The organism is Pelagerythrobacter marensis (assembly GCF_036700095.1).
Taxonomy (GTDB): domain Bacteria; phylum Pseudomonadota; class Alphaproteobacteria; order Sphingomonadales; family Sphingomonadaceae; genus Pelagerythrobacter; species Pelagerythrobacter marensis_A.
In genome coordinates, this window is record NZ_CP144918.1 from 2,703,900 (window position 1) to 2,727,816 (window position 23,917).

26 protein-coding genes and 1 tRNA gene are annotated in these 23,917 nt (G+C 63.6%); 20 read left to right on the plus strand and 7 right to left on the minus strand.

All coding sequences use genetic code 11. From position 1 onward, the window contains the following. The first annotated feature begins 3 nt into the window (after nucleotides 1-3). The 8 genes from V5F89_RS12925 (at nucleotide 4) to V5F89_RS12960 (ending at nucleotide 8,218) form a co-directional block, all read left to right on the plus strand. Nucleotides 4-615 carry a glutathione S-transferase family protein gene (locus V5F89_RS12925; RefSeq protein ID WP_338446042.1) on the plus strand — a complete coding sequence of 204 codons (612 nt, stop codon included), beginning with the start codon at nucleotides 4-6 and terminating at the stop codon, nucleotides 613-615. Nucleotides 616-700: 85 nt separating this feature from the next. Next, on the plus strand, nucleotides 701-1,486 hold the full coding sequence (locus V5F89_RS12930) for an enoyl-CoA hydratase-related protein (protein WP_338446043.1): 786 nt from the start codon (nucleotides 701-703) through the stop codon (nucleotides 1,484-1,486). Nucleotides 1,487-1,601: 115 nt separating this feature from the next. Next, on the plus strand, nucleotides 1,602-3,755 hold the full coding sequence (scpA, locus tag V5F89_RS12935; RefSeq protein ID WP_338446044.1) for a methylmalonyl-CoA mutase: 2,154 nt from the start codon (nucleotides 1,602-1,604) through the stop codon (nucleotides 3,753-3,755). Continuing rightward, nucleotides 3,752-4,213: a DMT family transporter gene (locus V5F89_RS12940; RefSeq protein ID WP_338446045.1), complete on the plus strand. Its 462-nt coding sequence runs from the start codon at nucleotides 3,752-3,754 to the stop codon at nucleotides 4,211-4,213. Before scpA ends, V5F89_RS12940 begins: the two co-directional genes overlap by 4 nt. Further along, entirely contained in the window at nucleotides 4,210-5,268 is a 1,059-nt protein-coding gene (gene bioB, locus V5F89_RS12945; RefSeq protein ID WP_338446046.1) for a biotin synthase BioB, read from the plus strand. The genes V5F89_RS12940 and bioB overlap by 4 nt, the downstream gene beginning before the upstream one ends. 72 nt (nucleotides 5,269-5,340) lie before the next feature. Continuing rightward, a complete protein-coding gene (locus V5F89_RS12950; RefSeq protein WP_338446047.1) occupies nucleotides 5,341-7,395 on the plus strand; it encodes an acetyl/propionyl/methylcrotonyl-CoA carboxylase subunit alpha in 2,055 nt (684 codons plus the stop codon). Further along, entirely contained in the window at nucleotides 7,395-7,766 is a 372-nt protein-coding gene (locus V5F89_RS12955) for a tRNA-binding protein (protein ID WP_338446048.1), read from the plus strand. The genes V5F89_RS12950 and V5F89_RS12955 overlap by 1 nt, the downstream gene beginning before the upstream one ends. Next, nucleotides 7,766-8,218, plus strand: coding sequence for a DUF488 domain-containing protein (locus V5F89_RS12960; protein ID WP_338446049.1), 453 nt, complete (start codon nucleotides 7,766-7,768; stop codon nucleotides 8,216-8,218). Before V5F89_RS12955 ends, V5F89_RS12960 begins: the two co-directional genes overlap by 1 nt. Here V5F89_RS12960 and aroB read toward each other — a convergent pair. Both aroB and V5F89_RS12970 read right to left on the minus strand, forming a co-directional pair. After that, nucleotides 8,204-9,313 carry a 3-dehydroquinate synthase gene (gene aroB, locus V5F89_RS12965; RefSeq protein WP_338446050.1) on the minus strand — a complete coding sequence of 370 codons (1,110 nt, stop codon included), beginning with the start codon at nucleotides 9,311-9,313 and terminating at the stop codon, nucleotides 8,204-8,206. The genes V5F89_RS12960 and aroB overlap by 15 nt on opposite strands. Then, nucleotides 9,304-9,873 (minus strand): shikimate kinase, encoded by a 570-nt coding sequence (locus V5F89_RS12970; protein ID WP_338446051.1) that lies wholly within the window; start codon nucleotides 9,871-9,873, stop codon nucleotides 9,304-9,306. The genes aroB and V5F89_RS12970 overlap by 10 nt, the downstream gene beginning before the upstream one ends. Before the next feature lie 76 nt (nucleotides 9,874-9,949). On the opposite strand from V5F89_RS12970, the gene V5F89_RS12975 reads away from it, so the two are divergent. The 5 genes from V5F89_RS12975 (at nucleotide 9,950) to V5F89_RS12995 (ending at nucleotide 15,398) form a co-directional block, all read left to right on the plus strand. Then, a complete protein-coding gene (locus V5F89_RS12975) occupies nucleotides 9,950-10,084 on the plus strand; it encodes a hypothetical protein (RefSeq protein WP_338446052.1) in 135 nt (44 codons plus the stop codon). Then, nucleotides 10,081-11,925, plus strand: a complete 1,845-nt coding sequence (locus V5F89_RS12980) for a hypothetical protein (RefSeq protein WP_338446053.1) — start codon at nucleotides 10,081-10,083, stop codon at nucleotides 11,923-11,925. The genes V5F89_RS12975 and V5F89_RS12980 overlap by 4 nt, the downstream gene beginning before the upstream one ends. Then, a complete protein-coding gene (locus tag V5F89_RS12985) occupies nucleotides 11,925-12,806 on the plus strand; it encodes a tyrosine recombinase (protein WP_338446054.1) in 882 nt (293 codons plus the stop codon). Before V5F89_RS12980 ends, V5F89_RS12985 begins: the two co-directional genes overlap by 1 nt. 10 nt (nucleotides 12,807-12,816) lie before the next feature. Beyond that, complete coding sequence (locus V5F89_RS12990) at nucleotides 12,817-13,764, plus strand: acetyl-CoA carboxylase carboxyltransferase subunit alpha (protein WP_338446055.1); 948 nt, start codon at nucleotides 12,817-12,819, stop codon at nucleotides 13,762-13,764. Between the two features lie 158 nt (nucleotides 13,765-13,922). Then, complete coding sequence (locus V5F89_RS12995) at nucleotides 13,923-15,398, plus strand: M48 family metalloprotease (RefSeq protein ID WP_338446056.1); 1,476 nt, start codon at nucleotides 13,923-13,925, stop codon at nucleotides 15,396-15,398. Nucleotides 15,399-15,474: 76 nt separating this feature from the next. Here the strand turns inward: V5F89_RS12995 and V5F89_RS13000 are convergent, their stop codons facing one another. After that, complete coding sequence (locus V5F89_RS13000) at nucleotides 15,475-15,648, minus strand: Flp family type IVb pilin (RefSeq protein WP_338446057.1); 174 nt, start codon at nucleotides 15,646-15,648, stop codon at nucleotides 15,475-15,477. Nucleotides 15,649-15,769: 121 nt separating this feature from the next. Next, nucleotides 15,770-15,952, minus strand: a complete 183-nt coding sequence (locus V5F89_RS13005) for a Flp family type IVb pilin (RefSeq protein WP_338446058.1) — start codon at nucleotides 15,950-15,952, stop codon at nucleotides 15,770-15,772. On the opposite strand from V5F89_RS13005, the gene V5F89_RS13010 reads away from it, so the two are divergent. Together V5F89_RS13010 and V5F89_RS13015 are read left to right on the plus strand one after the other, a co-directional pair. Continuing rightward, the gene (locus tag V5F89_RS13010; RefSeq protein WP_338446059.1) at nucleotides 15,952-16,464 is read left to right on the plus strand and encodes a (deoxy)nucleoside triphosphate pyrophosphohydrolase; all 513 of its coding nucleotides are present in this window, start codon (nucleotides 15,952-15,954) and stop codon (nucleotides 16,462-16,464) included. The genes V5F89_RS13005 and V5F89_RS13010 overlap by 1 nt on opposite strands. Nucleotides 16,465-16,510: 46 nt before the next feature. Continuing rightward, nucleotides 16,511-16,587: transfer RNA gene (locus tag V5F89_RS13015), tRNA-Arg, on the plus strand. Nucleotides 16,588-16,725: 138 nt separating this feature from the next. On the opposite strand, the gene V5F89_RS13020 is transcribed toward V5F89_RS13015, so the two are convergent. Beyond that, a complete protein-coding gene (locus V5F89_RS13020) occupies nucleotides 16,726-17,661 on the minus strand; it encodes a LysR family transcriptional regulator (RefSeq protein WP_338446060.1) in 936 nt (311 codons plus the stop codon). Between the two features lie 246 nt (nucleotides 17,662-17,907). On the opposite strand from V5F89_RS13020, the gene V5F89_RS13025 reads away from it, so the two are divergent. After that, complete coding sequence (locus V5F89_RS13025) at nucleotides 17,908-18,705, plus strand: glucose 1-dehydrogenase (RefSeq protein WP_338446061.1); 798 nt, start codon at nucleotides 17,908-17,910, stop codon at nucleotides 18,703-18,705. A 43-nt stretch (nucleotides 18,706-18,748) separates the two neighbouring features. Further along, nucleotides 18,749-19,054: a putative quinol monooxygenase gene (locus V5F89_RS13030; RefSeq protein WP_338446062.1), complete on the plus strand. Its 306-nt coding sequence runs from the start codon at nucleotides 18,749-18,751 to the stop codon at nucleotides 19,052-19,054. 39 nt (nucleotides 19,055-19,093) lie between these two features. On the opposite strand, the gene V5F89_RS13035 is transcribed toward V5F89_RS13030, so the two are convergent. Together V5F89_RS13035 and hppD are read right to left on the minus strand one after the other, a co-directional pair. Continuing rightward, nucleotides 19,094-19,660 (minus strand): VOC family protein, encoded by a 567-nt coding sequence (locus tag V5F89_RS13035; RefSeq protein WP_338446063.1) that lies wholly within the window; start codon nucleotides 19,658-19,660, stop codon nucleotides 19,094-19,096. Next, nucleotides 19,657-20,775 (minus strand): 4-hydroxyphenylpyruvate dioxygenase, encoded by a 1,119-nt coding sequence (gene hppD, locus V5F89_RS13040; protein ID WP_338446064.1) that lies wholly within the window; start codon nucleotides 20,773-20,775, stop codon nucleotides 19,657-19,659. Before hppD ends, V5F89_RS13035 begins: the two co-directional genes overlap by 4 nt. 176 nt (nucleotides 20,776-20,951) lie before the next feature. Between hppD and V5F89_RS13045 the strand changes: the two genes are divergently transcribed. The 3 genes from V5F89_RS13045 to V5F89_RS13055 all read left to right on the plus strand — a co-directional run bounded on the left by V5F89_RS13045 (nucleotide 20,952) and on the right by V5F89_RS13055 (nucleotide 23,916). Beyond that, nucleotides 20,952-21,275, plus strand: a complete 324-nt coding sequence (locus V5F89_RS13045) for an FtsB family cell division protein (protein WP_338446065.1) — start codon at nucleotides 20,952-20,954, stop codon at nucleotides 21,273-21,275. 169 nt (nucleotides 21,276-21,444) lie between these two features. Then, on the plus strand, nucleotides 21,445-22,533 hold the full coding sequence (gene pdhA, locus V5F89_RS13050) for a pyruvate dehydrogenase (acetyl-transferring) E1 component subunit alpha (protein WP_338446066.1): 1,089 nt from the start codon (nucleotides 21,445-21,447) through the stop codon (nucleotides 22,531-22,533). A gap of 3 nt (nucleotides 22,534-22,536) precedes the next feature. After that, on the plus strand, nucleotides 22,537-23,916 hold the full coding sequence (locus V5F89_RS13055; RefSeq protein ID WP_338446067.1) for a pyruvate dehydrogenase complex E1 component subunit beta: 1,380 nt from the start codon (nucleotides 22,537-22,539) through the stop codon (nucleotides 23,914-23,916). Nucleotide 23,917 lies beyond the last annotated feature (1 nt).

Here is a 23,917-nt window from a genome sequence, read left to right on the forward strand (position 1 = left end):
CCGATGCTTTTCTACGACAGTCCGAACCCTGCGCCGAACCCCCGCCGCGTGCGCATTTTCGCGGCCGAGAAGGGCATCGAGCTGCCGTCGCGGGAAGTGTCGATCGTCGGGCGCGAGCAGAAGGCGCCCGATTTCGTTGCCAAGAACCCGCGCGGGCAGACGCCGATCCTCGAGCTGGACGACGGCACGGTGATTGCCGAAAGCGTCGCGATCATGCGCTATCTCGAGGCAGAGCATCCCGAGCCGCCGTTGTTCGGCACGACCTCGCGCGAGATTGCCGCGATCGAAATGTGGTGCCGCCGGGTCGAAATGATCCTGATGTTTCCTGTCGCTGCGGTCTGGGTCCATACCCATCCGTTCACCGCCGCGCTGCCCGGCCGCAACGCCGAATGGGGGGAGGCGAACCGCCCGCGTGTCGCCGATGCCATGCGTTTTTTCGACGAATCGCTGGGCGCGCGCGAATATCTTGCGGGCGATGCCTTCACCGCCGCCGATATCCTGCTGTTGACCGCCATCGATTTCGCGAAATTCGTCGGCCTCGAAATGCCCGAAGGATGCGCGAATCTCGGGACATGGCACGATCGCGTTTCCGCGCGGCCGAGCGCCGACGCCTGATTTCCGCAGGGCGCCGTAACGGACTTGCGCAGGGCATTTATCGCGGCCACTCTCGGTTGCGAAACGCAACGCTTGGGAGAGACGTGTGAGCTACGAAACCATCATCGTCGAGAAGGACGGCCCGCTTACCACCATCACGCTCAACCGGCCCGACCGACTGAACGCGATGCCGCCGCAAATGGCGGACGAGATCGGCATGGTGTTCTACGACCTCGGCGATGCCCGCGCGGTGCTGATCACCGGCGCGGGGAAGGGATTCTGCTCGGGCGCCGATCTTGCCGCGCGGGGAGAGGGGAGCGCGCTCCAGAGCAAGGGCGGCAGCCACCGCGCACTGCAAAACCACTATAACCCCGCGATCAACCAGGTGCTGCGCACGCCGGTGCCGGTGGTCTGCGCGATCAACGGTCCGGCGGCAGGCATCGGCTGCTCGCTCGCCCTGGCAGGCGATTTCGTGATCGCGGGGAAGAGTGCCTATTTCCTCCAGGCTTTCGTCAATATCGGCCTCGTGCCCGATGGCGGCTCGACCTGGCTGTTGTCGCGCGCCGTCGGCCGTGCGCGGGCCACGCGCATGATGATGCTGGGCGAGAAGATCGGTGCGCAACAGGCGGAAGATTGGGGGCTGATCTACAAGGCGGTGGACGACGATGCGCTGATAGGCGAGGCAAGGGCGCTGGCTATGCAGCTCGCCAACGGTCCGACGCTGGCCTATGCGACAATGAAGAAGAATATCGCCACCGCGCTCGATGGCGACATCGCCCAGGTCCTTCTGGCCGAAGCGGAAGGGCAGCGGGTCGCCGCGGCGAGCAAGGATGCGGCCGAAGGCGGGATGGCCTTCCTCCAGAAGCGCAAGCCGGAATTTACAGGCGAGTAATTCCCGCCGCCCCCGGCCAGGCAGGAAGCGCCGGGGTTCGGGGCCAACCGCGCTAGAGGGAGCGAGGATTTCGTTGCCCTTCCCCTGTGCATACGATTGTGTTTAGGGGGAGCGCATGAACGACAAGCCGACCTATGACGACTGGAAGCCGCTCGCCGACAAGGAAGTGAAGGGCCGCGACCTCACCTGGCACACGCCCGAAGGCATCGACGTCAAGCCGCTCTACACCAGCGAGGACACCGAAGGCCTCGACCCCGGCGTTCCCGGTTTCGCCCCGTTCACCCGCGGGCCCTATGCCTCGATGTACACCGGTCGCCCGTGGACCATCCGGCAGTATGCGGGCTTTTCGACGGCGGAGGAATCGAACGCCTTCTATCGCCGCAATCTCGCGGCCGGTCAGAAGGGTCTCTCGGTCGCTTTCGACCTCGCCACCCATCGCGGTTACGACAGCGATCACCCGCGCGTGGTCGGCGATGTCGGCAAGGCGGGCGTCGCGATCGACACCGTGCGCGACATGGAAATCCTGTTCGACCAGATCCCGCTCGACCAGATGAGCGTCTCGATGACGATGAACGGCGCGGTGATCCCCGTCCTGGCATTCTACATCGTCGCAGCGGAGCGGCAGGGCGTTTCTCAGGAGAAGCTTTCGGGGACCATCCAGAACGACATCCTTAAGGAGTTCATGGTCCGCAACACCTATATCTATCCGCCTGAGCCGAGCATGCGGATCGTGAGCGACATCATCGCCTACACCAGCCAGAACATGCCGCGGTTCAACAGCATCTCGATCAGCGGCTATCACATGCACGAGGCCGGGGCGACCGCGGTTCAGGAACTGGCCTTCACCATCGCCGACGGCAAGGAATACGCCAAACGCGCGATGGAGGCGGGCCTCGATATCGATGCCTTCGCGCCGCGCCTCAGCTTCTTCTGGGGCATCGGAATGAATTTCTTCATGGAGATTGCCAAGATGCGCGCCGGGCGCGCCCTGTGGCATGATGTGATGGAAGGGCTGGGCGCGCAGAATCCCAAGTCGAAAATGCTGCGGACGCACTGCCAGACCAGCGGCGTTTCGCTGCAGGAGCAGGACCCTTACAACAACGTCATCCGCACGACCATCGAGGCGATGGCAGCGGTGCTGGGCGGCACGCAGTCGCTCCACACAAATGCGTTGGACGAGGCGATCGCTCTGCCGACCGATTTCTCCGCCCGCATCGCGCGCAACACGCAGCTGGTGATCCAGGAGGAAACCGGCATTACCAATGTCGCCGATCCGCTGGGCGGCAGCTATTATATCGAAAGCCTCACCGCCGCGCTGGTCGAACAGGCCGGCGCGCTGATCGACGAGGTCGATGCGGCGGGCGGGATGACCGCCTATGTCGCCAGCGGCAAGCCCAAGGCGCAGATCGAAGAGGCCGCCGCGCGCAAGCAGGCGATGGTCGATCGCGGCGAAACCGTGATCGTGGGCGTGAACAAATATCGCCTGCCCGAAGAGGCCGAGATCGAGACGCTCGACATCGACAATCACAAGGTACGGCATAGCCAGATCACGCGGATCGAGCGCGTCCGGGCGGAGCGCGACGGCGCGGCCTGCGACCGGGCGCTGGAAGGGCTGACGCGCGGTGCCGAATCCGGCGATAACCTCCTGGCGCTGGCGGTCGAGGCCGCCCGCCAGGACGCAACGCTGGGCGAGATCTCTGCGGCGATGGAAAAGGCCTTCGGCCGCTACGACACGATGCCGACGCCCGTGAGGGGCATATATTCGAAAGCCTATGCCGGCGACGAGCGCTACGAGCAGGTCGTGCGCGGGGTCGAGGCGGTCGCGCGGCGCCTGGGGCGCAAGCCGAAGGTCATGGTCGCCAAGATGGGCCAGGACGGCCACGACCGCGGGGCCAATGTGATCGCATCCGCCTTTGCCGACATGGGCTTCGACGTGTTGAGCGGGCCACTGTTCCAGACACCACGCGAAACCGCCGAAATGGCGCTGGAAAACGATGTCGACGCAGTGGGTGCGAGCAGTCTCGCCGCCGGGCACAAGACACTGATTCCCGAACTGATCGGGCACCTGAAGGAAGCGGGCCGTGCCGACATCAAGGTCGTGGCGGGCGGCGTGATCCCGGCCAAGGATTACGATTTCCTGCGGGAGGCCGGGGTGCAGGGCATCTACGGCCCGGGCAGCAACGTCGTCGAATGCGCGGCCGACGTGCTGCGCCTGCTGGGCCACAACATGCCGCCGGCGGGCGAAGATCTCGACGAGGCGGCGGAGTGAGCGCGTCCTCTTCGAGCGCCTTCGTTCCGATAGCCGCGATGATGTTCGCGGCCGGGCTGGGCATTCCCGTTTTTGCAGCGCTCAATTCTGCGCTCGGCCAGCAGCTCGGCGGACCGGTGGCCGCCACTGCGGTGACGTTCGCAGTGGGCTTTGTAATCGCCACTGCGATGCTCGTCGTTACTGGCTTCCCCGATCCTGCCTCGTTCACATTCGAGCGGCCATGGCTCTGGATCGGGGCGGTGGTCATGCTGTTCTACGCCACATCGGTGGCTTTTTCCGCGCCGCGCATCGGCCTTGGCAATGCCATCTTCTTCGTGCTGCTCGGCCAGATCGTCGCCGCGGCCATAATCGATCACTTCGGCCTGCTGGGCTCCATCCAGAGCGCGATTACTTTCAAGCGCGCGCTTGGTCTGGTTGTCATGGCAATCGGCCTCTATCTTGCCAGGAAACCCGTATGACTCGAATCCGCACCGACTGGACGCGCGAGGAAATCGCCGACCTGTTCGACCTTCCTTTCACCGAGCTGTTGTTCCGCGCGGCGACCGTCCACCGCGAATTCCATCCCCCCGAACAAGTGCAGCTGTGCACGCTGCTGTCGATCAAGACCGGCGGTTGCCCGGAGGATTGCGGCTATTGCTCGCAGTCTGTGAAGGCCGACAGCGGGGTCGAAGCGACCAAGCTGATGGAGGTGCAATCGGTCCTCCAGCGCGCTGCGCAGGCCAAGGATGCAGGCAGCCAGCGGTTCTGCATGGGCGCCGCCTGGCGCAATCCCAAGGACCGCGACATGCCCGCGATCGTCGAGATCGTGAAGGGCGTGCGCGCCATGGGGCTGGAGACCTGCATGACCCTGGGCATGCTGACGCCCAAACAGGCGGAGATGCTGAAGGAAGCCGGCCTCGATTACTACAACCACAATGTCGACACCGGCCCCGAATATTATGAGCGGGTGATCTCGACCCGCAACTATCAGGACCGGCTCGATACGCTGCAGAACGTGCGCGATGCGGGGATCAACGTGTGCAGCGGCGGGATCGTTGGCATGGGCGAGACACGTGCGGACCGGGTGAGCTTCGTCCACACGCTCGCCACGCTCGAACGCCACCCGGAAAGTGTGCCGGTCAATGCGCTGGTGCCGGTCAAGGGCACGGTGCTGGGCGACATGCTGGCCGATACGCCGCTCGCCAAGATCGACGATATCGAGTTCGTCCGCACCGTGGCGGTGGCGCGTATCTGTATGCCGATGTCCATGGTGCGCCTCTCCGCCGGACGCGAGAGCATGAGCGAGGCGACACAGGCGCTGTGCTTCCTGGCCGGCGCGAACTCGATCTTCACTGGCGACAAGCTGCTCACCGCCCCCAACGCGGGCGACGACACCGATGCGGCGCTGTTTGCGAAGCTGGGCCTGACAGCGCTGGCGCAGGACGAACCGATGCGGGCCGCTGCCTGCCAGACGGCGGATACGGCCGTCGAGGATGCGCCGGAGAAGGGGATCGTCGCCGCCCGTACGGGATAGAGCTTGTCGGGATATCGCCGCCGATCTCGAACAGGCACTGGCACAGATTCAAGCGCACTGGAAAACGGAAAAATGTTCAAGAAGATCCTTATCGCCAACCGTGGGGAAATCGCCTGCCGCGTGATCAAGACCGCGCGGCGGATGGGTATCGCCACGGTGGCGGTCTATTCCGATGCCGATGCCCGGGCGCCTTTCGTGCGCATGGCGGACGAGGCGGTGCATATCGGCCCCGCTGCCGCCTCGGAAAGCTATTTGCAGGCCGAGAAGATCATCGCCGCCGCCCGCCAGACTGGCGCCGAAGCCGTCCACCCCGGCTATGGCTTCCTCTCGGAACGCGCGAGCTTCGTCGAGGCGCTGGACAAGGAGGGCATCGTCTTCATCGGCCCGCCAGCGAACGCGATTGCGGCGATGGGCGACAAGATCCAGTCCAAGAAGATCGCCCGCGAGGCGGGAGTTAATGTCGTGCCTGGCTTCGTCGGCGAAATCCGCGATACCGATCATGCGGTCGAGATCAGCAACGAGATCGGCTACCCGGTGATGATGAAGGCCAGCGCCGGCGGCGGCGGTAAGGGCATGCGGCTCGCCTATAGCGAGAAGGACGTTCGCGAAGGGTTCGAGGCGACCAAACGCGAAGGCCTCAATTCCTTCGGCGACGACCGCGTCTTCATCGAAAAGTTCATCGAGGATCCGCGCCACATCGAAATCCAGATCCTCGGCGACAAGCACGGCAACATCATCTACCTGAACGAACGCGAATGCAGTATCCAGCGCCGCCATCAGAAGGTGGTGGAGGAAGCGCCGTCGCCCTTCGTGACGCCGAAGATGCGCAAGGCCATGGGCGAACAATGCGTCGCCTTGTCCAAAGCGGTCGGCTATTACAGCGCGGGCACGGTCGAACTGATCGTGAGCGGTGCCGACACGACCGGCGAGAGCTTCTACTTCCTCGAAATGAACACCCGGCTGCAGGTTGAACATCCGGTGACCGAGGCGATCACCGGTGTTGATCTGGTCGAACAGATGATCCGCGTCGCAGCCGGCGAGAAGCTCACGATGGCGCAGGAAGACGTGAAGATCGATGGCTGGGCGATCGAGAACCGCGTCTATGCCGAAGATCCCTATCGCGGGTTCCTGCCCTCCACCGGCCGTCTCGTGCACTATCGGCCACCGGTCGAGCCCTGGGCCGACGACGGCGCGGAGAACGGCCGCCGCGGCGTCGACGGTGTTCGCGTCGACGACGGTGTGTTCGAAGGCGGCGAAGTCTCGATGTTTTACGACCCGATGATCGCCAAGCTGATAACCTGGGGTGAAACGCGCGACGATGCGGCCGACCTCCAGGTCGCGGCGCTCGACGCCTTCCGCATCGAGGGGCTGGGACACAATGTCGATTTCCTCAGCGCGATCATGCAGCATCCGCGTTTCCGTTCGGGCGAACTGACGACCGGTTTCATTGCGGAAGAGTATCCCGAGGGCTTCGCCGGTGCGCCAGCTTCGGACGAACTGAAGCGCGTGCTCGCGGCGGTCGGCGGCGTGATCGCCACTGCCGATGCCGATCGCGCGCGGCGGATCGACCAGCAGCTCGATCGCGAATTCTACGCCCCGGGCGACTGGACAGTCCGCATCGGCGAGCGGGAGGAAAACGCGAACACTTACGAAGTGCGCCTGGCGGAGGACGCGATCACCGTCGATGGCGAACCGGTTGCGCTGGAGATGGAATATACCCCCGGCGAAACGATGGTGGAGGTGGTACATGGCGGCACCGACGGGGACACGGGAACGGCACTGACGCTTCAGCTCAAACCCACACGCACCGGCTATGCGATCACCACCCGCGGTGCCACGCACAGCTTGCGCATCCTCCAGAGCCGGATTGCACATCTCGCGGAGCACATGATCGAGAAGGAGCCGCCCGATCTTTCGAAAATGCTGATCTGCCCGATGCCAGGCCTGCTCGTGAAACTGCACGTGAGCGAAGGGGAGGAAGTCCAGCCGGGCCAGCCGCTCGCCACGGTCGAGGCGATGAAGATGGAAAACATCCTGCGCGCCGAGAAGGCCGGCACGATCGGCAAGATCAATGCCGCGCAGGGCGACAGCCTCGCGGTCGACGAGGTGATCCTGGAGCTGGAATAGTGCACCTCAACCATTCCCCCGATACCCCGGCCGCGGACGAGACGGACTTCGAGACTTTCCTGAAGGCGGATATCCGCGTCGGGACCATCGTTTCGGCCGAACCCTTTCCCGAAGCGCGCAAGCCCAGTTATCGCCTGTGGATCGATTTCGGGCCTGCGATCGGTGAGAAGAAGAGCTCGGCGCAGATCGTGGCGAACTATTCGCTCGAGGACCTGCCCGGACGTCAGGTCGCGGCCGTGGTCAACTTCCCGCCCCGCCAGATCGGGCCGATGATGTCCGAAGTCCTGACCCTCGGTTTTGCGGACGAGAACGGCGACGTCGTGCTGTTCCGGCCGGACAAGCCGGTGCCCAACGGGTCGCGCCTGTTCTGATGCCCTCGCGCATCTGGACCGTCGGCTACGAACAGATCACCCAGTCCGCCCTGGTCGAATGTCTCGTGAACGCTGCGGTGGAGGTCCTTGCGGACGTCCGCTACCTCCCGCTGTCGCGGCGGCCGGGCTTCTCGAAGAACAGCCTGCGGGCTGCGGTGGAAGAAGCCGGGATCGGCTATCGTCACTTTCGCCATCTCGGCACCCCGACGGAGGGGCGCGCCGCCGCCCGGCGGGGCGATCTCGCGGAGCTGGACCGGATCTATTCCGGGCAGCTCGAACTGCCCGAAGCGCTGGCTCAGATGGCCGAACTGCGCACACTGGCCGAAACGGGCCGGGTGGCTCTGCTATGCTACGAACGGAAAGCGGCGGAATGCCATCGCAGCCTGCTGGTCTCCGCCCTGTTCGACGGCTTCGAACGCGTCGATCTCCTGCCCGAACTAGTGCGCGGGTAGCTGTTCGTCGAGGAAGGCGGCGACATCGGCCAGTGCAACGTCCCTTGCGACGAAGGCCGATCCGATGCCGTTCAGAAGGATGAAGGGCAAGGTGCCGGCGTCCATCTTCTTGTCGTGCAGCATGTGCTCCGCAAGTCGCCGGCCGTCGCAATCGAGCCCGAGCGCCGCGATTTCGCTTGGAAGCCCGGCCGTTTCGACCGCCTGTGCCACGCGGGTTGCATCGTCTGTGGAAATCAGATCGAGCCTGGCGGAGTATCGCGCCGCGAGAACCATGCCGAGCGCAACCGCCTCGCCATGGAGCAGGCGATCGGAAAATCCCGTCTCGGCCTCGAGAGCATGTCCGAAAGTATGCCCGAGATTGAGCAGCGCGCGCAGATCGGCGGTTTCGCGCTCGTCCTCCGCCACGATGCGGGCCTTGGCGGCGACGCTGGTGGCCACCGCATGTTCCAGCGCGTCGCTTTCGCGCGCTAGCACTGCCGCGCCGTTTTCCACCAGCCAGTCGAAGAATGTCCGATCGCCGAGAACCCCGTATTTCAACACTTCGGCATAACCCGCACGCATCTGCCGATCGGGAAGGGTGGTGAGCGCCGAGAGGTCGGCCAGCACCAGCGAAGGCTGATGAAAGGCCCCGATCAGGTTTTTCCCCGCTCCGGCGTTGATAGCGGTCTTTCCCCCGACCGAACTGTCGACCTGGGCGAGCAGCGAAGTCGGCAGTTGGATAAACCGGCAGCCGCGTTTGAGGATGGCAGCGGCGAACCCGACCAGATCGCCGATCACGCCGCCACCCAGCGCGACGACGTGATCGCCGCGTTCCACCTGCCCGGCCAGAAGCCAGTCGGTGACCTGTTCGAGACCGGCCCAGCTCTTTGTCGATTCGCCGGGATCGAGCACGAGCCAGCGGGTGGCAATTCCCGCCTGATCGAAAGACCGTTCCACGATCTTTCGCCAGTCCCCGGCCACGTTCGTGTCGGTGACGATGGAGACGCTGTTCTTCCGCAACAGCGGAAGGCAATGCTGCCCCGCCTCGGCCAGCAGGTTGGGCGCAATGCGCACCTTATAGGATCGCCCGCCCAGTTCCACAGGCACTACAGCCATCGATCGATTGCTCCGATTATCGCCATCGCCGTATCGACGTGCGGGCGGTTTTCGCCGGTAATGCGAATGGGTGCCAGGGCGTAGAACGGTTCGCGTTCGCGGCGCAGGCGGGTGAGAATCTCGTGCGGATCGCCATCGCGCAACAGCGGGCGGACGTCGCGCCGCGCGGTCCGTTCGACAAGGGTGTCGACATCGCAGTCTATCCAGATGGGGATAGCCCGATCGAGCAGCAGGGTCCGCGTTTCCTCTTTCACGAACGCGCCGCCTCCGGTTGCGATGACGCCGTGCCCCTCTTCGATCAGCCGTGCGATCACACGCCGTTCGCCGTCGCGGAAATAGGCTTCGCCGAACTGTTCGAAAATATCCGCGACGGTCATCTGTGCGGCTTCTTCGATCGCCTCGTCCGCATCGACGAAGTCCTTCCCCAGCAGAGCTGCCAGTTTTCGGCCGACCGTCGACTTGCCGACCCCCATCAGCCCGACGAGCGCAATCGGCCGATCGATCCGGTGCGCTATTCGGGCGATCTCTGCATCGCTGAGCTTTTCGTCCGCCTGGGTCATTGCCGCTTCGCCTATAGATGGGCTAGATGCCGCGCAACCGTGCAGCATATGCAAGAAAGGGTCTGCTGGCTTGGCGATGACGGGTAGGCGTGCCGTAGGGGCGTTGGTGGTGCTGGTTGCCGCCCTGTTGCTCTATGCCTGGATCGACGGTGGGGAGGAGCCGCTGCGGCCGATCGCAGAGCCGGTTCCGGTGCCCGAGGGCATTCGATGAAGACGCTGCTTGCAACAGGCGCCGCCGCGCTGGCGCTCACATCCACTCTCGTGCTGGCGCAAGGGGCGCCCGAATCGTTGCTGCCGCCCGGATTCGACGATCCGCCGCCGGCCGAGCCGACCGCGACGCCTGCACCGCCGGCCCCGGCACCCGCCGCACCGGCAGAGGGCTCCACGCCTCCTTCCGACAGCACCGGCACACCGGTGATCCAGCCTTTGCCTGAACGATCGGCCGAACCGCAGCCGGCGATAGACCTGCCCGACGATCTGCCTTCGCTCGAGGAGCTGGAGGCGATGAATACCGACGAGCTGGACGAGCTTCTGGGGCTCAAGCCGCGTTACGACATTCCGCCTGCAGCGCGCCGGTCGCTGTCCGAAGTGGGGATCGTCGGTCCTGCCGAAGGGGGTTTCGCCACGGCTTCGCTGGAAGCACAGCCGGCCTCTCTCGTGCGGGCGATAATCGCCGGGATGCGCGGCCCCCTGGTGTCGCGCTGGGGCCATATTCTGGTACGCCGCACCCTCGCGAGCCGGCTGACCGCGCCGGACGGCATGGACCCGGTGGACTTCGCCGCCTTGCGCGCGGCGGCTCTCAACGCGATGGGGGAATACACGGCCGCCCGCGGCATTGCGCAGGACGTCGATACCAGCAACTGGCACCGTCCGCTAACCGATGCCGCGCTCGAAGCCTATGTGGCAACCGGCGACATCGTCGGTGCTTGTCCGGCCGTCCAGCTTCAGGGAAGCGATCGCGACGATGGCCGGTGGCAGCTGTGGCAGTCGATTTGCGCCGCCTATGCCGGCCAGGGAGTGCGCGCGGCGACCGAGCTGCGCCGGGCTCTTTCGCGCGGAACCGCGCCGGCGATCGACGTTCTCCTGGCACAGCGCTTTGCCGGCGCGGCCGGGTCGGGCCGGCAGGCGGTGAACCTCGAATGGGACGAAGTCGACGAGATGACGCCGTGGCGTTACGCCCTGGCCAATGCCGTCGGCGCCGAAATCCCCGAGCGATTGCTTGCCGATCTGCCGCCCTATTACAGCAGGGCGGCGGCGATCGCGCCGACGCTTGCGCCCGCCGACAGGCTCCCCGGCGCGCATCGTGCCGCGGGCGAGGGCATTCTGTCGGCTTCTGCCATGGTCAGCCTCTACAGCGAGGTTCTGAACAGCGCCGAGGACGGCGATGGCGCGGAAGCGGCCGCTCGCCTGCGCATGGCCTACACCGGCGACACCCCGGCCGCGCGGCTTGCGGCGATGCGCGCCATCTGGGGCGGAGGCGGGGCGGAATACAGCCGGCTCGTGCTTACCGCATATGCATCGGCGCGAATGCCCGCGAGCGAGGAGTTTCGCGACGAGGCGCCGACCTTGATCGCCTCGATGCTGTCGGCCGGGCTCGATCGCGACGCGATGGAATGGTCGCAGGTCGTGGAGCAGGGCGGCCTCGGCTGGGCTTTGCTGGCGCTGGCTCGGCCCGAGGGCGGAGGCAACATCGCCGGCGGACAGCTCGATGCTTTCGTGGACGAAGACGACAGCGACAGTCGGCGCAAGTCGCAATTCCTTGTCGCGGCGCTTGCGGGTCTCGGCCGGATCGATGACTCGACCGCCCGCTCCTATAGCGACCGGCTGGCGATGGAACTGTTGCGGGACAGCAAGTGGACGCGGACGATCGAACGGGCCGCTGCGGTCGACAATGCCGCCCTGGTGGCCCTGCTGGCCGGTCTCGGCATGCAGGGCGATGCCTGGGACAAGATGACGGCGCGCCATCTCTATCATATCGTGTCGGCATTGAATCGTGTCGGCCTTTCGGCCGAAGCGCGGATGATCGCGGCGGAGGCGGTGGCGCGCGCGTGATGGCCGCCCCGGTCGAGGATTTCCTCGCCATGCTCGCCGCCGAACGGGGCGCGGCGAGCAACACGCTGGCGGCATATCGCAGGGATCTGGAACGCGCGGGCGAGATCGTCGGCCCTCTCGCAGATGCAACTCGCGCCGATCTCGCCCGGCTGGGGCAGGCCTGGAGCGCGCTTGCGCCATCGACGGTCGCGCGCAAGGCCTCCGCGCTGCGGCAGTTCTATGGGTTCCTGGTCGACGAAGGCTTGCGCGAGGACGATCCTTCGCCGGCCCTCCCGCGCCCGGCGGCGAGGCGCCCGCTGCCGAGGATACTGTCTCACGACGAGGTCGGGATCCTGTTCGCCAGAGCGGAAGAGGACGCGCGCGGCGATGCGCCCGCAGCGGTTCGTATGCTGACGCTTCTCGAGCTGCTCTACGGGTCAGGCTTGCGTGCCACCGAGCTGGTTTCGCTACCGCTTGCCGCCGTGCCGCGCGACGCGCCGTTTCTGACGATCACGGGGAAAGGCGGGCAGACGCGCATGGTGCCGGTAAGCGGCCGTGCCCGGTCGGCGCTTTCGCGCTGGCTCGCGCTGCGTCCCGCGGGCGGACGATACGTGTTCCCCTCGCGCAGCGGCAAGCATCTGACCCGCATCCGCCTGTTTCAATTGCTCAAATCGCTGGCCACTAGCGCCGGTCTGGATGCGGAGAAAGTCAGCCCTCACGTCCTTCGCCATGCCTTCGCGACTCATCTGCTGGAAGGGGGCGCAGATCTGCGCGTGCTCCAATCGCTGCTCGGCCATGCCGACATTGCCACGACGCAGATCTACACCCACGTCGACAGCGCGCGTCTGGTGACATTGGTCAACGAACGGCATCCCCTTGCCGTTCGCGACGGCGCGGACTAGGCGCTGAGGCATGATCTCCTACCTCGAATTCGAGAAGCCCGTGGCGCAGCTCGATGCGCGTATCGCCGAACTTCGTACCGCCGCCGAGGGCGACGATGTCGATATCTCGACCGAGCTTGCACGGCTCGAGCGCAAGAGTACCGATCTTCTGGCAAGCACTTATGCGTCGTTGACGCCGTGGCAGAAGACGCAAGTTGCGCGCCATCCTTCGCGGCCGCATTTCCGCGACCTTGTTCGCCATGCATTCGACGAGTTCATCCCCCTCGGCGGCGATCGCTACTACGGCGAGGACGAGGCGATCCTGGGCGGTTTCGCAAAGCTGCGGGGGCGGCGGGTGATGTTGATCGGCCACGAGAAAGGTCACGACACCGAGAGCCGGCTGAAACACAATTTCGGCATGGGCAAGCCGGAGGGCTATCGCAAGGCCATCCGCCTGATGGACATGGCGGGCCGCTTCGGATTGCCGGTGGTGACGCTGGTCGACACTTCGGGTGCGTTCCCGGGCGTCGAAGCGGAGGAGCGAGGACAGGCCGAAGCGATCGCCCGCTCGACCGAAGCATGCCTTGCGCTGCCCGTGCCGATGGTTGCGACCATCGTGGGGGAGGGCGGCTCGGGCGGTGCGGTCGCGCTGGCGAGCGCCGAGCGCGTGCTGATGCTCGAACACGCGGTCTATTCGGTGATCTCGCCCGAAGGCTGCGCATCGATCCTCTGGCGCACGGCCGACAAGGCGCCCGATGCGGCCGAGGCGATGAAAGTCACGGCCCAGCATCTCGAAGCGCTCGGCGTAATCGATCGTATCGTTCCCGAACCGGTGGGGGGCGCGCATCGCAATCCGGAAGCGGCGGCCCAGGCGCTGGCCCAGGCGATCGACGAGGAACTGGAGGCGCTGGAGCCTCTCGGGCCCGATGAGCTTCGCCGAGCCCGCGAAGAGCGTTTCCTGCGGATCGGGGCGGCCTGAGCGCGCAAGCTGAAGGCAATCGACGCCCGAAAGACCCTGCGTCGCGGGGTGAGCCATATCGGGCCCATGGGAACAAAGTTCGCCTGTTCAGGGTTCGTTTTCAAGGATCAATCGCAGCGGTGGAAGGAACGCCGCGCGCTCGGAGGAGACTTGGCACCATGCCTCGAATCAGTAAAGTCGCTCTTGGTTCCACCGCGGCATTATCGCTCGCGCTGACGTCGTGCATGGGTGCCGGGGCCAATATTCCCAGCGCATCGACCCCGATCACGCAGGCGGAAGCGCGGACCGGCGCGGAAGCCCATCCGCAGCTGCTCGCGGAATTCGGCGGCGCGATGAGCGGCCCTCACGCGCAATATGTCGAGCAGGTGGGGCGGAATATCGCCGTGCGATCGGGACTGGGCAATGCCCAGTCGGACTTCACGGTGACTTTGCTCAACAGCTCGGTCAACAACGCCTTCGCCATTCCCGGCGGCTACATCTACACGACGCGCCAGTTGGTCACGTTGATGAACAACGAGGCTGAGCTGGCGGGCGTGCTGGGGCACGAAGTGGGGCACGTCGCCGCGCGTCATTCGCAGCGCCGCCAGGCCGAGGCGCAGCAAAACACGCTTTTCGGCGTTGCGGGCGCCATTCTCTCGGGAATCTTCCTGGGCGACAGCGGCATCGGCCAGCAACTTTCGCGCGGCTTCCTGCAAGGCTCGCAATTGCTGACGCTGCGCTTCTCGCGCAGTCAGGAGTTGCAGGCGGACGAGCTGGGGATTCAGTATCTGACACGGGCCGGTTACGATCCGCATGCCATGGCCACCGTTCTGCAAAGCCTCGCCGCGCAGAACGCGCTGGATGCTTCGTTGCAAGGGCGGGGCGATGCAAGGGTGCCCGAATGGGCCTCCACCCACCCCGACCCTGCAAGCAGGGTCCAGGCCGCGATGCGGCGTGCTGCCGGGACAACCGGGGTGACCAACCGCGATACCTTTCTGACCCGGATCGACGGGCTGGTCTATGGCGACGATCCGAAGCAGGGCATTATCGAAGGGCGGCAGTTCATCCATCCCGAGCTGCGGCTGTCGTTTACCGCGCCGCAGGGCTTCTACATGGTCAACGGCACGCGAGCGGTCTCGATCAACGGCCAGAGCGGCCAGGGGCAGTTGAGCACCGCACCTTACGACGGCAATCTCAGCAACTATGTGCATCGGGTATTTCGTGCGCTCGGCGGAAACCGGCAGACGCTTGCGCCGGCTGCGCTCCAGCAGACGACCGTCAACGGCCTGCCTGCCGCATACGGAACCGCGCGCGTCAACAGCGGCAACGGGCAGGTCGACGTGGTGGTGTTCGCTTACGAATTCTCGAACGGGCAGGCGTATCATTTCGCCACACTCAGCCAGGCCGGCCGTTCGGGCGTGTTCACGCCGATGTTCAATTCGATGCGTCGCATCAGCCGGGCAGAGGCCAATCGCGTCGTTCCGCGACGGATCGATGTCGTGACGGTGCGCAGCGGCGACACCGTTTCGTCGCTCGCAAATCGCATGGCTTACGATACCGCCAGGGAACAGCGGTTCCGCGTGCTGAACGGCCTGGGTTCGCGCGATACGCTGCGGGCGGGGCAGAAGGTGAAGATCGTGGTGCGGGGGAGCTGAACAACCTGGTAAATGAAAAGGGCGGCGGGATCTCTCCCGCCGCCCTCTAGTCCAAATGCTTGACGCTATCCGTTGATTAGCCCTCGGCTGCAACGAGGTCGTCAGAAACGGCGGAGAACGTCGCCGACAGATTGCTGCCCAGCGTGGACATAGCAGTGATCGCGGCAACGGCGATCAAGGCGGCAATCAGGCCGTATTCGATGGCGGTGGCACCCTGCTCGTCGCGGAGCAGCTTGTTGATGAACTTCATTTCTAGTCTCCTGGTCCAGTCTTCGATTCCCGAACTCTTTCCAGCAACGCGGAACGAGCAGCTAATGGAAATAGGTGTGGAGAATTGATAAAATACTAAGGGACGCGGTCCCCAATTTTCCTCAGCCTCTTTCCTTCGTGACCTCGGTCGAAACCGCGCTCCACATCACAGTGGTTTTGTCGGCGACTTCCGTAAATGCGCCGATGCACGCGACAACGATCAGCGTCACGATCAGGCCGTATTCGACTGCGGTTGCACCGCGAGTATCGCGTCCGATGCGCGTCAGAATAGTCTTCGACTGCATTGGATGCCCCCGATACGGTCCTGTATGCGGCTTGTCGCACCCGATCCCTTAAGAAATGGTTCCCGCGAGCGTTCGAGATGGAAAAATTGCCGACATGGATCGCCGTCGTTGCGCTGGCATTGCGGCGCCGCGATGGACGATGGCTGATGCACCGGCGCCCACCGGGCAAGCATCACGGGGGCCTGTGGGAGTTCCCGGGGGGCAAAGTCGAAGAGGGGGAAACACCTGATTTTGCCTTGAAAAGGGAAATTCAGGAGGAACTGGGAATCGGTCTCGACCGGGAGCTTCTGATTCCGGTTTCCTTCGCACAGACTGCGCGGGACGACGAGCGACCCGGGATTGTCATCCTGCTTTACACCGCCACCCGCTGGGAAGGGCAGCCGCGATCACTCGAAGGGGGCGAGATTGCATGGTGGACTCCGGGAGAGATTCGCGAACTGGACAAGCCGCCGTTGGACATCGCGCTGTGCGAATCGCTGTTTTCACAACGATTTGACGATCCGGGGCGATAGGGGATTGCAAAGGTCGAATCCGCCTCCTATGTGGCGCCCTCCAAGCGCGCCCGTAGCTCAGCTGGATAGAGCACCAGACTACGAATCTGGGGGTCAGAGGTTCGAATCCTTTCGGGCGCGCCACTCTTTCTTTTTCATTGCAGGTTCCCGCTATTTTACGGCGGGTAACCAGAGCAGGATGTCTAGGAGAGCCAATCTCTCCTGGTGATTTCTGTTATGTGAACTCACGCTGTCGCGGCAGTTTCCTTGATCCTCCGGGAGTTACGATAGTTCGGGCTGGGGAGCACCCGCCGGTGTGCCATATTGGACTCCCCTGGATGTGGCGAAATCGATAAATGTTCGCAAAGGAACCGGAATGCGGCGGCGACTTGGGTAATAGAGGAAGAGGCCGGGATAGGTTGGGCACCAGTCCTCAAGCACCCGTACGACGCGGCCATTTGCCAACAGCGGCTGCGCCAGACTTTCCAGGACGTTGGCGATGCCGAGCCCGTCGGATGCTGCACGCAAGCTGTTGTGCTGACTATCCAGGGTCAGAGGCCCGTTAACATCGATTTCGATCTTCTTTGCGTTCTTCGCAAATTCCCAAGCGTAACGTGTTCCGCTGGGAAAACGGTAGCGAATGCAGGCATGTGCTGCGAGATCGGCAGGGACTTTCGGCTTCGGGTATCGGCGGAAATAGTCTGGTGAAGCCACGATGGCATCGCGTTGTTGCGGGCCGAGCTTGACCGCGATCATGTCTCTTTGCAGGCGTTCGCCGAAGCGAATGCCGGCATCGTATCCTTCAGCCACAATATCGACCAGACTGTCATTGGCCGAAATTTCCAGGTGAATCGCAGGATAAGTCTGCAAGAATGGCTTCATGATCGGGGCAAGGATAACCTCGACGGCCACTTGCGGGGCATTCAGTCTAAGCGTACCCGCCGGCTGTTCGCGGAAGTTGTTGACCGCATCGAGAGCATTTTCAAGGCCGTCGAAAGCGGGCCGCAGATGCTCGAGCAGCCGGTGGCCCGCCTCAGTGGGAGCCACGCTGCGAGTAGTGCGATTGAGCACCCGGACACCCAGCCGATCTTCAAGAGTCCGAATTCGATGACTGATTGCCGACGGTGTGATGCCGAGGTCGACGGCTGCCCTGCGGAAGCTGCGGCGCTCGGCCACCGCCGCAAAAGTCATCAGATCGGAAATGTCGGCCGGTCGCATTGATGAATCTCACTCACCAGATCAATCGAGATTATATCCATTAAAGAAACGATCCCCAAATGCCACTTTCCGGTCCGACGCCGACAAACCCGTGAGCCGGAGTGGACCGTGCATCGTCATTCTCGAATTGCCATCCCAACCGATGGTTTCTGGCCAACGGTTCCGAACGTTCAAGCGGGGAAGAGGCTCGGTTGTCGCTCCGACCGCCGGACGAATGATCCCTATCAAGGAAAGAATGGACAACCCATGAGTACAGACTTGGAAAACCCAGCCTCCACGCCGACGCCGCCGCGAACCCTGGACCGTAAGGTGGCGGTGGTGACTGGCGCAAGTTCTGGCATTGGCCGCGCGACGGCGATCGAGCTGGCGCGGCGGGGCGCCGCAGTTGTCGTGAGTGCGCGTCGCGCGGATAAAATCGATGCTTTGGCGGATTCATTGGCAACCGAAGGACACGACGTCCTGTCCGTACCGGCCGATGTGGTGCAAGCTTCGGATATCGAACACCTTATCGAGGCGACTGTAGAGCGGTTTGGGCGTGTGGATATCGCCTTTAACAATGCAGGCACGGAAGGTGTCTTCGCCCCTTTCGAGGAACAGACCGACGAAACGTTCGACCTGGTCTTCGGGCCGAATGTTCGTGGTGTTTTCAATGCCATGCGTTTTGCAGCGAAGGCGATGCTGGCCCAGGGTGGGGGTGTCATCATCAACAACGCCTCTATGGGCGGTGTTATCGGATTTGAGAATGCCGCGCTTTATGTGGCCACCAAGCATGCCGTATTAGGTCTGACCAAAACGGCGGCACTCGAATGGTTTCCCCGTGGGGTTCGCGTCAATGCGATCTGTCCCGGCATTATCGACACCCCCCTTCAGGACAGGATATGGCCTTCCGCCGAAGCGAAAGATCGTTTCGCCGCCGAAAGTGTGGCCGGGCGCGCAGGAACGGCCGAGGAGATTGCCAGAGCCGTGGCATTCCTCGCATCCGATGACGCAGCGTTCGTTTCAGGGCACGGGCTGCTGGCCGACGGCGGTTACAGCGTAGCCTGATTCCCGATTGTTCACCTCCGGCACCCACCAAGGAAGGCAGAACATGTCCGAACAGATAACACTTGTCGCGCATATCAAAGCCAAGCCGGGACAGGAGGAGGAACTGGGCCGACGTTTGGCGGCTCTGATCGATCCGACACGGGCTGAGGCGGGATGCATCAATTACGATCTGCATCGCCTGAACGACGATCCATCGGTTTGGATGCTCTATGAAAACTGGGTTTCGAAGAGCGCGCTCGACGCTCACTTCAAAATGCCATACTTGGAGGCCTTTCTGGCCAGTAAAGAAGATCTTCTGGCTGAAGATATGGAAATCCGCCTTTACTCCATGACTTCTAACGCAGAATAACCGGGGCCAGGCGAGAGGCGGGGATCGGGGCAGATAGAGTTATCTTTTTGCGGCGTGTTCCCGGCGCGCGATCTCGTGCAGCCAGTCGGCATGGCGCGGCGCCTTCTTGGTGCGGCTCCATTCCTCCAGCATCGGCATGGCCACGCGTTTCAGTTCGGCATATTGCTCGTCGGTCCCGATATCGGCCGCCAGTTCGACCCTGTGGCCGTTGGGATCGAAGAAGTAGATCGACTTGAAGATGCCGTGATGCGTCGGGCCGAGCACGTCGATCCCGAGGCTTTCGATGTGATCCTTTGCCGCAAGCAGTTCATCTTCGCTGCCGACCTTGAAGGCGAGATGCTGGACCCAGGCCGGCGTGTTCTCGTCGCGCCCCATCTCCTTCTGCGTCGGCAGTTCGAAGAAGGCGAGAATGTTGCCGTTCCCGGCGTCGAGAAACACGTGCATGTAAGGGTCGTAGTCGCCCGTGGAAGGCACGTGGTCTTCCGAGAAGGCGCTGACATATTCCATGCCGAGCACCTTCTCGTACCATTCGACAGTCTGCCGGGCGTCCTTGCAGCGATAGGCGGCGTGATGAACGCCGCCCAGCCGGATGGGATGTTCGCTCATTCCGCAGGCTCCGTTTCGGCGGCGGCATCTTCGACTTTCAATGCGCCGCGCTTGATCTGGTCACGCTCCATGCTTTCGAACAGGGCCTTGAAATTGCCTTCGCCGAAGCCTTCGTCGCCCTTGCGCTGGATAAATTCGAAGAACACCGGCCCCACCTGCGCTTCGGCGAAGATCTGCAGCAACAGGCGCGGCTGGCCGCCTTCGGTCGTGCCGTCCAGCAGAATGCCGCGCGCCTTGAGTTCCTCGACATTTTCGCCATGGCCGGGCAGGCGCTCGTCCAGCATCTCGTAATAGGTCGCCGGCGGGGCGGTCATGAACGGAACGCCGAGCTTCTTCAGGTTGTCCCAGCAAGCGATCAGATCGTCGCAGATCAGGGCGATGTGCTGAATGCCTTCGCCGTTGAACTCGCGCAGGTACTCCTCGATCTGCCCCTTGCCGCCGTCGCCTTCCTCGTTGAGGGGGATGCGGATCTTGCCGTCGGGCGCCGTGAGCGCTTTCGAGGTAAGGCCGGTATATTCGCCCTTGATGTCGAAATAGCGGATTTCCTGGAAGTTGAAGAGCGACTCGTAATAGTCGGCCCAGTACTTCATGCGCCCGCCATAGACGTTGTGTGTCAGGTGATCGATCAGCTTGAAACCGGCACCGACCGGATGCTTCTCGACCCCGGGCAGATACTCGAAGTCGATGTCGTAGATCGACAGACCTTCGCCGTTCTCATCCTCGTACCGGTCGACGAGATAGAGGATCGCGCCGCCGATTCCGCGAATGGCGGGGATACGGAGTTCCATCGGCCCCGTCTCGACGTGAACCGGCTCTGCGCCCTGTTCCATCAGGTGGTCCCAGGCCTTTGCGGCGTCGCGTACCCGGAACGCCATGCCGCAGGCGGAAGGGCCGTGCTCGCGCGCAAAATACCAGGCGGCGCTGCGCGGTTCGTAATTAGTGATGAGGTTGATGCCGCCCTGGCGCCAGAGCTGCACATCCTTGCTGCGATGGTTGGCAACCTGGGTGAAGCCCATTGCCGCAAAAACCGGTTCGAGGACGCCCTTCTCGGGAGCGCAGAATTCCACGAACTCGAAACCGTCGAGGCCGGCTGGGTTTTCGAACAGGTCTGGCATGGCTGAATCTCCTTGTTATTGGTTTCATATGTAACCAATTCCGTTCGCCGTTGCAAGGCGCCCTTGCGGTGGTGAGAAGGGCGGGCGATTCACATGGCGGGCGCTTCGGCGCATTTTGGGCGTGCTTGGCGACAAACGCCTTGAATCGGCAGGAGAACTGTGATTCTGTCGGCCTGATGACGTTCGAGGGACACAAGATCACGCTCCCCAGGGAGAAAGTGACTCAAGGGCTGGCCCTGGCCGTGCTGCTCTTGCTGATGGCGCTGGCGATCGCGGGGCCGAGCGGACTGCTGGCCTGGGGCGAGAATGCCCACTTGCTGGAACAGCGGCAGGCGCGCATTGCCGAGCTGATCGAAGAGCGCGATGCGCTGAGAAACCGCGTCAGCCTGCTCGATCCTGCACACGCAGATCCCGACCTGGTGGGCGAGCAGCTGCGACAGAACTTCAACGTCGTCCACCCGGACGAAGTCGTCCTGATTCTCGACGAGCAAGGCGAATAGCCGCGCCGCTACGGCATGGGCGATGTCCGGTGCGCCGGGCCGGTCCGTAATTCGTATTCACTGCGATCCGGGGACGTTGCGCGGACGCGCGCCTTGCGCCTATAGGCGGGCCATGCCGCGTGGCGCGGCGCACCTCCCCAGGTGATCGCGACAACCGAGGATGAGAGATTTGGCCAGAACCGCCAAGACCCGCAAGACGTCCACCGACAACAAGGGCAAAGGCCCGGCGGAGGACACCGATTTCGCGCTGCACAGCCTTCAGGAATCGTTCGAAAGCGCGAAGAGCTACGATGCTTCCGAAGAGGAAATGCTGGAATTCTATCGCCGGATGCTGCTGATCCGGCGGTTCGAGGAGAAGGCGGGCCAGCTTTACGGCCTCGGCCTGATCGGCGGGTTCTGCCACCTCTACATCGGGCAGGAGGCTGTCGCCATCGGCCTGCAGAGTGCGCTCGACAACGATCGCGATAGCGTGATCACCGGGTATCGCGATCATGGCCATATGCTTGCATATGGCATCGATCCCAAAATCATCATGGCCGAGTTGACGGGGCGCCAGGCCGGGATATCGAAGGGCAAGGGCGGCTCGATGCATATGTTCAGCACCGAGCACAAGTTCTACGGCGGGCATGGCATCGTCGGCGCGCAAGTGCCGCTCGGCGGCGGACTGGCGCTGGCGCACAAGTACAACGAGGATGGCGGCCTTTGCCTCGCCTATTTCGGCGACGGCGCGGCAAACCAGGGCCAGGTCTACGAGACGTTCAACATGGCCAGCCTGTGGAAGTTGCCGATCGTCTTCGTGATCGAAAACAATCAATACGCGATGGGGACAAGCACCGCACGGTCCAGCGCCGAGACCGAGTTCCATCGCAGGGGCACGGCCTTCCGGATCCCCGGAATGGATGTGAACGGGATGGACGTGCTGGAGGTTCGCGCGGCGGCGGAAGTCGCCTTCGCCCACGTCCGCGAAGGGAAGGGCCCGGTTCTGATGGAACTCAGCACCTACCGGTATCGCGGGCATTCCATGTCCGATCCGGCCAAATATCGCACGCGCGAGGAAGTGCAGGATATTCGCGAACACAAGGATCCGATCGAAGGCCTGAAGAAGGTGCTGATGAATCGGGGCAAAAGCGAGGACGATTTGAAGGCGATCGACAAGGAGATTCGCAAGATCGTGGCCGAAGCTGCCGATTTCGCCGAAAATTCGCCAGAGCCGGAAGCGGGCGAGCTCTACACCGACGTGCTGGTGGAGGAGTACTGAGCCATGGCGATCGAACTGAAGATGCCCGCGCTTTCGCCGACGATGGAGGAAGGCACGCTGGCGAAATGGCTGGTGAAGGAAGGCGACGAGGTGCGTTCCGGCGACATCCTCGCCGAGATCGAGACCGACAAGGCGACGATGGAGTTCGAGGCAGTCGACGAAGGCACTGTCGGAAAGATCGTCGTTCCCGAAGGCACCGAGAACGTGAAGGTCGGCACCGTCATCGCCCTTCTGGCCGGCGAGGGCGAAGACGCCAGCGAAATCGAGGCTCCCGAACCGTCCGACGAGGACGAAAAGTCCCGGCCGGAGACGGACGAGAACGACGGCGATCGGGAAACGCCGGCACCGACGAAGCCCAGGTCGAAACCGAAAGCCGATCCCGAAATCCCCGACGGAACCAACATGGCCAGCGTCACCGTGCGTGAAGCGCTGCGCGATGCCATGGCGGAGGAAATGCGCCGCGACGAACGGGTGTTCGTGATGGGCGAAGAAGTCGCCGAATATCAGGGCGCCTACAAGGTGACCCAGGGTCTTCTCGAAGAATTCGGGCCCGAGCGCGTGATCGACACGCCGATCACGGAATACGGTTTCGCGGGCATCGGCACCGGCGCGGCGATGGGCGGGCTGCGTCCCATTGTCGAGTTCATGACGTTCAACTTCGCGATGCAGGCCATCGATCACATCGTGAACTCTGCTGCGAAGACCAATTACATGTCGGGCGGACAGATGCGCTGCCCGATCGTTTTTCGCGGGCCCAATGCCGCCGCCAGCCGGGTTGGGGCGCAGCACAGCCAGAACTACGGCCCATGGTATGCCAGCGTTCCCGGTCTGATCGTTATTGCGCCTTACGACAGCTCGGACGCGAAAGGCCTGCTGAAGGCCGCGATCCGTAGCGAAGATCCGGTGGTCTTCCTCGAGAACGAGCTGGTTTACGGCAAGACGTTCGAATTGCCCGAGCTTGACGACCATGTTCTGCCGATCGGCAAGGCGCGGACTATGCGCGAAGGCTCCGACGTCACCATCGTCAGCTACTCGATCGGCGTCGGCTTCGCGCTCGAAGCAGCGGAGAAGCTGGCCGAGGAGGGCATCGATGCCGAAGTCATCGACTTGCGAACCCTGCGCCCGCTCGACCGGGAGGCCATTCTCGAAAGCCTGGCCAAGACCAATCGCCTCGTCATTGCCGAAGAAGGCTGGCCGACCTGCTCGATCGCGTCCGAAGTGATTGCGATCTGCATGGAGGACGGCTTCGACCATCTCGATGCGCCGGTTCTGCGGGTGTGCAACGAGGACGTGCCGCTGCCCTATGCAGCCAATCTCGAGAAAATGGCGCTGATCGACGCCGACCGGATCGTGCAGGCGGCGAAAAAGGTCTGCTACGTTTGAC